Source organism: Halorubrum sp. SP3, assembly GCF_005435195.1.
Lineage (GTDB): Archaea > Halobacteriota > Halobacteria > Halobacteriales > Haloferacaceae > Halorubrum > Halorubrum sodomense.
On the sequence record NZ_SGTU01000080.1, the window covers coordinates 1 to 275 of the forward strand.

Genomic DNA, 275 nt, shown 5'->3' on the forward strand with positions numbered 1-275 from the left:
CTGGCCACTCGCCACCAGCGCCACGCCGATGAGCAGGCCCAGACACAACCGCACACACCCGAACCCAGCCGACCGCATCGCGGATCACCACGGAACGAGATCCACACACTCTGCGAGTGGGAGATTCATCACGCTGCCAGCGACGGTGTACAGCGGGCCCAACACCAGCAGAATCACCGTCGAACGGAGGGCAGTCCGCTTGTGGCGTTTCAGCCCTTCCCGCTGTTCGCGCCGCATCGTAAACAGCTCAATGAGCGAGTCCGCCTGCCACACCA

Annotated in this window: 1 pseudogene; it reads right to left on the reverse strand. The window is 64.0% G+C overall.

The features are described 5' to 3' along the window. Window positions 1–84: 84 nt before the first annotated feature. Window positions 85–275, reverse strand: a pseudogene (locus EXE42_RS20320) (hypothetical protein); the annotation flags it as partial.